Source organism: Hymenobacter roseosalivarius DSM 11622, assembly GCF_900176135.1.
Classification (GTDB): domain Bacteria; phylum Bacteroidota; class Bacteroidia; order Cytophagales; family Hymenobacteraceae; genus Hymenobacter; species Hymenobacter roseosalivarius.
Genome location: NZ_FWWW01000075.1, coordinates 190,463 through 199,659 on the forward strand (window position 1 = coordinate 190,463; position 9,197 = coordinate 199,659).

Here is a 9,197-nt window from a genome sequence, read left to right on the forward strand (position 1 = left end):
GTTTGACAAAGTTCAATCGGGTGTTTTGTACCCATCCTTGATGACGAAACTCAAAGCTTATTTCCAGCTGCTCAAATTCCGGCTCTCAATCACCGTTGCCTTCTCAAGCGCTATTGGTTACCTGCTCGGTGTACATGAGTTAGACTGGAGTCGGGCCTTGCTAGTAATGCTGGGCGGGTTAGCCGTAACAGGTTCGGCCAATACAATTAACCAGATTCATGAGCGCGATTTAGACAAGCTCATGAAGCGTACTGCTAAGCGTCCGTTGCCAATGGGAGTACTTAGCATCCCAGAAGCTTGGGTATTCGCAATAGTCTTAGGATTAGCAGGTTTAGGCTTATTGGCTTATTATTTCAACCTGCTAACTGCTGCTCTTTCCCTACTCTCCCTGATCCTGTACGGCTTTATTTATACGCCCCTTAAAACCATTTCACCGATCTGCGTTTTTGTGGGGGCCATTCCCGGTGGTATGCCACCACTTATTGGTTGGGTAGCGGCCACAGGAGTTTTGGGTATAGAGGCTTGGGTGCTATTTGGCATTCAATTTATGTGGCAGTTTCCGCACTTTTGGGCCATTGCGTGGGTTTTAGATGAGGACTATAAGCGTGCGGGATTTAAGATGTTGCCTACTCCGGGGGGCAAAGATTTGCGCACCGCTTTCCAGATAATGACCTACACGCTTTTGCTGATTCCACTAAGCTTACTGCCCCTTCAGTTTGGGATGGCCGGCAAGATATCAGCGATGATTGCGGTGGTGTGTGGGGTATTATTTCTCATGCAGACTTTTTACCTGATGCGTACTTGCTCGAAAAAGGCGGCTATGAACATCATGTTTGGGTCTTTTCTGTACCTGCCAATCGTGCAGATTGCGCTGGTGTTTGATAAATTATAACGCTTTTGCTGTATGCATCCTTCTGAAACGCTTACCGACAAAGAGACCGGCACTGGTCTTCACCCGTTGCGTCTATTGCTCATTCTGCTCATCATCAGTATTCTGATGATGTTCGCAGGCTTAACAAGCGGCTACATTGTTCGCCGCGATGAAGGCAACTGGTTGGAGTTTGATCTGCCTACCGGGTTACTATTTAATACGATCGTAATCGCCATCAGCTCTGCTACCATGCAGTGGGCGTGGTTTTCAGCTCGTAAGGACAATTTGCGTCAAGTTAAAATCGGAATGCTGACAACCCTGGCTTTAGGCGTGCTTTTCCTGATAGGGCAGTGGCAAGTATGGGGCGAATTGGTGAGTAACAGAGTATACTTTGGCGGGGCCGACTCCAATCCATCAGGCTCCTTTATGTATGTACTCACGGGAGTTCACGGGTTCCACTTAATCACTGGTCTTATTTTTCTCGTACTGGTGGTAGTAAAGAGTCTGCGCTATGAGGTGCATTCTCGTCAAATGCTGGCTATTACCAATGGAACTATCTACTGGCACTTCTTGGGAGCGCTTTGGTTGTACTTGTATTTGTTCCTACTTTTGAACCACTGATTTCGTCCTTACCCGCTTTATATGGCCACTACCTCAACGACACAGACTCTATCTTCGCCATCCACCCAGGAGCAGCCACGCACTGGCACATGGGATGGGGGCAATGAGCCCTTCAAGGCTAGCTATGGCAAGCTGATGATGTGGTTCTTCCTGTTGTCGGATGCCTTTACGTTTGCTGCATTTCTGACCACTTATGGGTTGATGCGCCATCGCCATTTGGCTTACACCGGTACCAACGAGGCATTTGAGTTCTCAACAGCTTATTGGCCTATCCCAGATAAAGTATTTAATTCTTTCCCTGGTCTACATGGTGTCAATTTGCCTTTGGCATTTGTGGCCCTAATGACCATGATTCTGATTTTTAGCTCCGTAACAATGGTTCTAGCTGTAGAGGCTGGCCATCGGATGGACAAGAAAGATGTGCAGAAGTGGCTATTGTGGACCATTTTATTTGGCGCCACCTTCGTAAGCTGCCAGGCTTGGGAGTGGTCACACTTTATTGGCGGTACTGAGAAGGGAACTTTGATGGTAGACGGTACGCGTTTTTTTGGCGCTAACCTGCAAAGAAATGAATATGGGCCCGTGCTTTTCGCCGACTTGTTCTTCTTCATTACCGGTTTTCACGGCACCCACGTATTCAGCGGTATCTGCCTACTGGTTTGGTCATTCATCGCAACTACCAATGGTACCTTCGAAAAGCGAGGACACTATGAGATGGTAGAGAAAATCGGTCTGTACTGGCACTTTGTAGATTTGGTGTGGGTGTTTGTATTTACCTTCTTCTACCTCGTTTAGTATCTCAGAAACGAAGAATTCTCATTGGAACGATCTGTATTCAGTCGTTTGAGTTAAGATTTAAATTCAAAAGTTATGGCTCAACATAGCACTAACCAACCGCCACAGCTAGGCGAAATCCCAAAGCCCAATACGGCTTGGATCTGGAAGACATTCTTCGTGCTTGTAGGTATCACGGCTCTTGAGTTCGTGTTCGTATTTGTGATGGACCCTGGCACTTTGCGCAATACAATCTTCATTATCCTGACGATCTTTAAGGCCTTTTTCATTGTTGCCGAATTCATGCACTTAAAGCATGAGACGAAAGGACTTATCTGGACGATTTTGATTCCGATGGGTCTTCTGATTTGGCTACTAGTAGCCTTAGTTAGCGAAGGCTCTTATGTCGGTGAGTCCATTCAAAACGCTCTTAATTAAGGCATGAGGCCCAAGCAAACGTTGTTTCTGGGCCTTATTCTTTTGGTGCCGGTACTGGCTTTCTTGTTTCTCAAGTCATTCGGTACAAATCGTTACGCGCTGCCAACTTACCTACCCGACCATGTTGATTCAACACTAGTAGGCGGGATGTGGCAGCGCGATACTGTTTTCCACAGATTACGGAATTATAGCTTCCCGTCTCAAACAGGTCGGGTTGTGGGCCAAAAAGATCTGAAAGGTGGTTTGTACGTGACAAGCTTCTTTTACACAGCTTGTCCGCAGGACTGTGCACAGCGAAATAGTCAGCTCACGCGTGTGCAGGAGAAGTTTCGCTTTGAGCCAAGAGTCCGGCTGATTTCTTATACCGTGAACCCAACGCAGGATTCGGTAGCAGTGCTGGAGCGGTATGCTGAACGGTACGGAGCTATAGCTGGTAAATGGTTTTTTCTGACTGGTGACAAAAACCAATTGAACCGGTTGTTAACGGAAGAGTATCGGCTTCCTGCTCCTGTGGGCGAGGCACCATCCATACAGCATAGTCAACAGCTATTCCTAGTAGATCGCAACCACCGGGTGCGGGGTATCTATGATGGTACGAAGGCCAGAGAAATAGACCGCCTCATTACTGAAATTTCCGTGTTGCTTTACACCTATGACCACAACGACGAGCCCCGCGCTTGAGCCGGGCGATTTTACTAAGTACAAGGTTATTCTGGGAGTTCTGGCAGCTGTTGTGCCTCTGCTGGTTGCTGTTCTGTATTACTTCCCTAATGCGTTTCGCATTCCGGGAGCGGAAGTAAAGTTTCTGCCAGCCTTAAATGCCGTACTAAACTCACTTACCGCAATCTGTCTGTTGCTGGGCTACTACTTCATTCGAAACAAACAAGTAGCCCGCCACCGAGCCATGATGGCTAGTGCTTTTGCGCTGGGGGGCATTTTTCTGCTTTCTTATGTCGTATATCACTCCCAGGTGGAGTCCACGCGTTTTGGGGGTGAGGGTGTTATTCGGTATGTATACTTCTTTTTGCTGCTCACGCACATTGCTTTAGCCATCGTGACGGTTGGGTTAGTGTTGTTTACCCTGTACTTTGCTTTAACTGAGCAGTTTACTAAACATCGAAAAATAGCCCGTTGGGCCTTTCCCGTGTGGCTATATGTATCCGTTACGGGCGTTATCGTATACTTTATGATCTCGCCCTATTACACATAGAAATAAGGAAACTTTGTCTTCATTAAAGTGTTGAAATAATATGAAAAAGGCAGCTATTATCGGTTTGTTTACCTTCCTATTCGGCTTATTGCTTTGTGTTGCTCCTATCTCGGCGCAAGCTCAGTGCTCAATGTGCAAAACACAGGTTGAGTCGGCGCGGGGCGGTAAGGATGAGTATGATGCCTCTGGTCTGAACAAGGGCATATTAATGCTTATGACGGTACCTTATGTACTGATGGGAGTTGTTGGGTTTATCTGGTACCGGCATAGCCAAGCCAAAAAACAAGGCTAAGCGCACTGGCAGGGCGGTGCTAATAGCAAGCGTAGTCAGCAATGGAATAGGAAATGCCGCCGAATGGCGGCATTTTTGTTAAAATCCCATTCTCATCTGTGGTGGTGCATTAGCACCCTGACTGCCTTTGAAGTTAGTTCGCTCGTCTCCACTGGTTTTGCTGTTGGCCGCTACGCTTTGTTTCGTGGCAGCTTACCTGAGCAATCGATATGGCCAGGTGCCGGAGGTCCTATTGCGCGCCGAAACGGCGCGTCTGCAAAATCTGGTTATTGAGGCACAGCGCACCGCTGAGCGCGAAGCTGATGAAGTTGCGGAGCGCTTGCAGGGGCAGGTGCTCAATTTCAGCTCTCTTGTTGGTTTAACCACTTATCCTTGCTTTGTCTTTGAAGGCGAGAAACTATTGTATTGGTCTGATCATACGATCCGGCCAGAGGTAGCCAATGTGGGCCAGAGCTTCCGCGAGAAGCTGGCCGATATGCGGTTTGGACAGTATCTGGTGTTGCGCCGTCCTGTTGGGCAGCACACCATCCTAACGTATATCCCCCTGGAGAAGCGATATGGCATCAGCAACCGCTATCTGCGCGAGGGGGCTAAGCAGGCCTTATTCCGGGGGGCAAATGTGCGGCTGGTAGTTAATAGCAACCCCCGATTACCACGCCTTTTCTCTGAAGAAGGAGATTATCTCTTTTCGATTGAGAGCTCTGCTCCTGATCCTGTCACCGGCAAGTACCTGCCCGTGGCGTTTTTGCTACTGGGTTTTGGGTTGTACCTGGCTGGCTGGCTCCGCTTGGCCATTGGCTTCTTCTCCACGGGCCGGATACTAGCCGGAGTAGGCTCGGTGGTATTCTCTCTCATGGCGCTGCGCGCTGCGCTGCTGTTCTTAGGGCTGCCATTTTCGCTGGTTGAGGTTCCATTATTCGATCCGCGCTTGTATGCGGCTTCATGGCTTTCACCCTCCTTGGGCGACCTGTTGATCAACGCCTGTTTGTTTGTGGCCTTGTCGTATTATGCCTTGCTACTATTCCGACGCTTTGGAATAGTGCGGCGGGTGCGGCGGATTCGGCGGTTTTACTTGCTATTCATCGTAGCTACTACGGCGGTACTAAGCTTTTATGGCTTATTGCAGCTGCTGTTCAGCTTTTATTCCAATAGCTTCAATAACTCCCAGTTAGTGCTCGACGTGACCCAGAGTATCGATGTGTCGGTATTTAAAGGGTTGCTGTGTTTGGCTATTATTCTGCATACCGGAAGTTATCTGGTTGGCTTTTATATGCTCTCGCAGCTATTTATAGCGGCCGTGCGACCGGCTACGCGTAGTGTGGGTATCGTGTTGTTGGGACTAACAACGCTTATAGTCTTGCCTTTAGGGCTGGCCTTTAGCCTGACCAACGGGATACTATTAGGGCTTGCCCTGCTCTTCTTTTTTATCGTGCGGCTGACGGGCCTGCGGCAAGTAGCCTCGGTGGTGCCTTATCAGGTTTACTTATTTATATTCCTGATGCTGGGGGTGAGTTCAGTGGTAGGAGCTTTGGCTTTATATGAACACTTCGATCGTCAGCTAGTCATAAACAAGCAGCGAATCGCCAGTAACCTGTTGGTTGATAATGACTTGCAGGGTGAATATCTGTTGGCGGAGCGCTCCCGCCAAATGGCCGCCGACCCATTAATCCAGACTATGCTGGCGCGCCCTTTCGCCAACCAGGATGTGGTGCGTCAGAAGATCGTGAAATATTACCTGCGCGACTACTTTGATAAATATGAGATTGTAATCACGCTCTTCGACCCTGCAGGGCGCTCTCTGGATGGCAACGAGGAAACACTGAATCTGCCTCAGCTGCGGCGGCGCCTTCTGCGTACTGCCCTGTCCACAGATCACCCAGACCTGTATCTGATTCACAACAGCAACTCCTTTAGCTCCCGGCGCTATGTGGCTTTTGTACCAGTGGTTACTTCCGCGGGAGGCACGAGTACCGTTCTGTTAGAGCTTTCACTCAAAAAACTGACAGCCTATAGTGTCGTACCTGAATTGCTGGTCGATCAGAAGTTTTTCCAGCCGGGCCTGGGCTCCGATTTAAGCTATGCTGGCTATGAAAACGGGCGGTTGGTGTATAAGGAAGGCGATTTTGATTACGTAAATCAGCTTACTCCCGCTCAACGGCAAGATCCGCGCTTGTATAGCGTGGGTTTGGCTGTCGATGGGTTCCATCATCTGGCCGTTCGGGGTGCTCAGCGCCGCACCGTAGTGGTAACGACGGCCATGTACGCTTTCGACGATTGGCTGGCGAACTTCTCCTTTCTCTTTTTGCTGCACACCTTCTTTGGCTTGTTGGTAATCGGGAGCTATATGCTGGCGCGGGGCCAGTATTTTCAGGTTTTCCGCACCACGTTTAGCACCAAGATTCAGTTGTTTCTCAACTTCGGCATTCTCGTTCCGCTGCTCATCGTTAGTATCGCTACGGCCAGCCAAGTCACGTCGTCGTATCAACGGGATTTGCGGCGCAATTACGAGCGGCGGGGCAAAACGGTGCAGGAAAGTCTGCTGAAAAACCGGGCCCTTCTGGCCGATTCGTCCGGCCGCGCGGCCCTGATTGATTTAGCCGAAAATGTATCTGATCTGACCGAAACAGATCTTAACCTGTACGGTGCCGATGGTATTCTGCAAGTAAGCAGCCAGCCCTTGATTTTTGAGTCAGGGCTGCTGAGCACCTTGATGCATCCGCGGGCGGTGGCCGAATTAGCGGAGAAAGGGCAACCGCAAGTACTGCTTACCGAAACAGCTGGCTCTCTGTCTTTTAATACCTTATACCTGCCCTTGCGTGCCGTGGTGCGTCCCGGCCGCCCCGATGTGATAGTTGGGTACGTTGGTATTCCATTTTTTGACTCCGAGAAAGAGCTTGATAATAAGCTTATTGAGTTGATTTCTACCATTTTGAACATTTTCACGGTGATGTTCATTATCTTTTTGGTGCTGGCATTTGTCGCCTCCCGTATTCTGACGGCTCCCCTCAAGATCATCACCGAGAAGCTCAAGCAAACCACGCTTACGGGGCAAAATGAAATGCTGGCCTATGAGTCGTCGGATGAAATCGGGTTGTTGGTGCGGGAATACAACGCTATGCTGCTGAAGCTGGAGGAAAGTAAGCAGGAACTGGCCACCCAGGAAAAGGAAGCGGCGTGGCGCGAAATGGCCCGTCAGGTAGCTCACGAGATAAAGAATCCGCTGACGCCCATGAAGCTTTCGCTCCAGTATCTGCAGAAAGCCATTGCCGAGCGCCGCGCGAATACGGAGGAGCTGATTGGCAAAATATCCCAGACGCTCATTACGCAAATTGACGTGCTCAGCGACATTGCCACGTCGTTTTCGACCTTCACCAACCTGCCGGCCATGCGTCCGGAGCGGCTGGACGTGGTGCCTATTTTACGACGTTGCGTGAGCCTGCACAAGGGTGGAGTGGGAGAAGGCAGCATTCGGTTGAAGGTGCCCGCCGACGCCAAGAACGGTCGTTATGTAGTCTTTACGGACGAAAACCTGCTGGTACGTACCTTTAACAACTTACTTATCAACGCCCTGCAATCGGTGCCGGAGGGGCGCAAGCCGCAGATCAATGCCAGCCTGGAACTTCGTGGCACCGACCGCATCGTGATTTGCATAGCCGATAATGGCGCCGGTATTCCCGAGGATGTGCAGGCGAAAGTGTTCGTGCCCAACTTCACTACCAAGACGTCCGGGTCGGGAATTGGCCTGGCTGTTGCGCGGCGCGGAATTGAAAGCGCCGGGGGGCAAATCTGGTTTGAAACGGAGGAAAACGTGGGTACGCGGTTTTGTATTGAGCTGCCGTTGGCACCAGAATAACGGATGATGGTTGTCCCTGGCTTCTTTTATCCGCTCGCTTAGTCCTATCCTGGCATAGCGGCACGAATCTGGTGGCTTCGCACGTTGTGGAGCTGAAAAAAGCCCCCCGCTTGAAAAATACGTAGCATGAGTAGCAGCTTTACGCAAAGCCTTCCGCGTTTCAGCCTGCTGCTCACGTTTTTAATGTTGGCCCAGGTGGTAGCGGCCCAGCAAATAGGACCGCCCACCACGCGCCGCTGCCGGTGGGTGCGCCTGCTTACCAACCGCGACACCACCGATTTTTCGTTGCCCGATTCTCTGACGATTGTGCCCGCGTCGGTAACGGCTAATGGGCGCTCGGTCAGCTATAATTCAAGTACGGATCAATACCGGATTATCCGGCCGTCTAGTCGGTTTCCGGCTCCTGACCCTGGGCAGCCGGACATTGTGTTTCAGCCTACCGGGCCCGATTCCGTGCTGGTCTGTTATCGGGTGCTGCCCCTGCGGCTGGCGGCACCAACTTTCCGCCGCCCGCGTACCCTGATTGATAGCCTCAATTTTGCCCCCCGGTCTTTCGGTTACAATGATTTTGCAGTGAAAGAGCAGATTCTGGCTACGCCGGGCATCAACAAAACGGGTAGTCTGGCGCGGGGCATTTCCTTCGGCAATACGCAGAATGTATTCGTGAACTCGGCCCTAAACCTGCAACTGGAGGGCAAGCTCACCGATCAGATTAACCTTACGGCCGCCATTTCTGACCAGAACGTGCCCTTTCAGCCCGAGGGCAACACCCAGCAGCTACAGGAGTTCGACCGCCTCTATATTACCCTTACGCATCCGCGCTGGAGCCTGACGGCCGGCGACGTAGTGCTGCGAAACCGCCCCGATTATTTCCTGCGTTTCTACAAAAACGTGCAGGGCGCTGCTGTGGAGGCCAAGCTAACGCAGGGCGTTGGTAAGCGGAGCGTGACTACCGCCGCGGCCGGCGTGGCCAAGGGCAAGTTTGCTTCCATCGAATTGCCGCCCCTGGAAAACGTGCAGGGCCCATACCGCCTACGGGGCACGAATGGCGAGCAGTTTATCGTGGTTTTGGCTAATTCAGAGCGCGTGTATCTCGATGGCAGGCTAATGACGCGGGGCTTTGACTTCGATTATATAA

At 50.8% G+C, this 9,197-nt stretch carries 8 protein-coding genes and 1 pseudogene; all 9 read left to right on the top strand.

Annotated elements, in window-relative coordinates; all coding sequences use genetic code 11:
• Positions 1-40 precede the first annotated feature (40 nt).
• Positions 41-892 (top strand): heme o synthase, encoded by an 852-nt coding sequence (cyoE, locus tag B9A24_RS13405; protein WP_084446542.1) that lies wholly within the window; start codon positions 41-43, stop codon positions 890-892.
• Between the two features lie 12 nt (positions 893-904).
• Entirely contained in the window at positions 905-1,492 is a 588-nt protein-coding gene (locus B9A24_RS13410) for a cytochrome c oxidase subunit 3 (RefSeq protein WP_084446525.1), read from the top strand.
• 21 nt (positions 1,493-1,513) lie between these two features.
• Positions 1,514-2,287 carry a cytochrome c oxidase subunit 3 gene (locus tag B9A24_RS13415; protein ID WP_084446526.1) on the top strand — a complete coding sequence of 258 codons (774 nt, stop codon included), beginning with the start codon at positions 1,514-1,516 and terminating at the stop codon, positions 2,285-2,287.
• 75 nt (positions 2,288-2,362) lie between these two features.
• Positions 2,363-2,704 carry a cytochrome C oxidase subunit IV family protein gene (locus tag B9A24_RS13420; protein ID WP_084446527.1) on the top strand — a complete coding sequence of 114 codons (342 nt, stop codon included), beginning with the start codon at positions 2,363-2,365 and terminating at the stop codon, positions 2,702-2,704.
• A gap of 147 nt (positions 2,705-2,851) precedes the next feature.
• Entirely contained in the window at positions 2,852-3,385 is a 534-nt protein-coding gene (locus B9A24_RS13425; protein ID WP_262490597.1) for an SCO family protein, read from the top strand.
• The gene (locus B9A24_RS13430; protein WP_084446529.1) at positions 3,357-3,914 is read left to right on the top strand and encodes a DUF420 domain-containing protein; all 558 of its coding nucleotides are present in this window, start codon (positions 3,357-3,359) and stop codon (positions 3,912-3,914) included. The genes B9A24_RS13425 and B9A24_RS13430 overlap by 29 nt, the downstream gene beginning before the upstream one ends.
• Positions 3,915-3,954: 40 nt before the next feature.
• Entirely contained in the window at positions 3,955-4,206 is a 252-nt protein-coding gene (locus tag B9A24_RS13435) for a hypothetical protein (protein WP_084446530.1), read from the top strand.
• Between the two features lie 127 nt (positions 4,207-4,333).
• Positions 4,334-8,059, top strand: coding sequence for a sensor histidine kinase (locus tag B9A24_RS13440; protein WP_143434934.1), 3,726 nt, complete (start codon positions 4,334-4,336; stop codon positions 8,057-8,059).
• 126 nt (positions 8,060-8,185) lie between these two features.
• Positions 8,186-9,197, top strand: a pseudogene (locus tag B9A24_RS13445) (hypothetical protein); the annotation flags it as partial.

Excerpts from the sequence above, each read along its gene's own strand:
- B9A24_RS13425 (WP_262490597.1), top strand. The coding sequence starts at position 2,852 with ATGTGGCAGCGCGATACTGTTTTCCACAGATTACGGAATTATAGCTTC.
- B9A24_RS13415 (WP_084446526.1), top strand. The coding sequence starts at position 1,514 with ATGGCCACTACCTCAACGACACAGACTCTATCTTCGCCATCCACCCAG.
- B9A24_RS13435 (WP_084446530.1), top strand. The coding sequence starts at position 3,955 with ATGAAAAAGGCAGCTATTATCGGTTTGTTTACCTTCCTATTCGGCTTA.
- B9A24_RS13420 (WP_084446527.1), top strand. The coding sequence starts at position 2,363 with ATGGCTCAACATAGCACTAACCAACCGCCACAGCTAGGCGAAATCCCA.
- cyoE (WP_084446542.1), top strand. The coding sequence starts at position 41 with ATGACGAAACTCAAAGCTTATTTCCAGCTGCTCAAATTCCGGCTCTCA.
- B9A24_RS13410 (WP_084446525.1), top strand. The coding sequence starts at position 905 with ATGCATCCTTCTGAAACGCTTACCGACAAAGAGACCGGCACTGGTCTT.
- B9A24_RS13430 (WP_084446529.1), top strand. The coding sequence starts at position 3,357 with ATGACCACAACGACGAGCCCCGCGCTTGAGCCGGGCGATTTTACTAAG.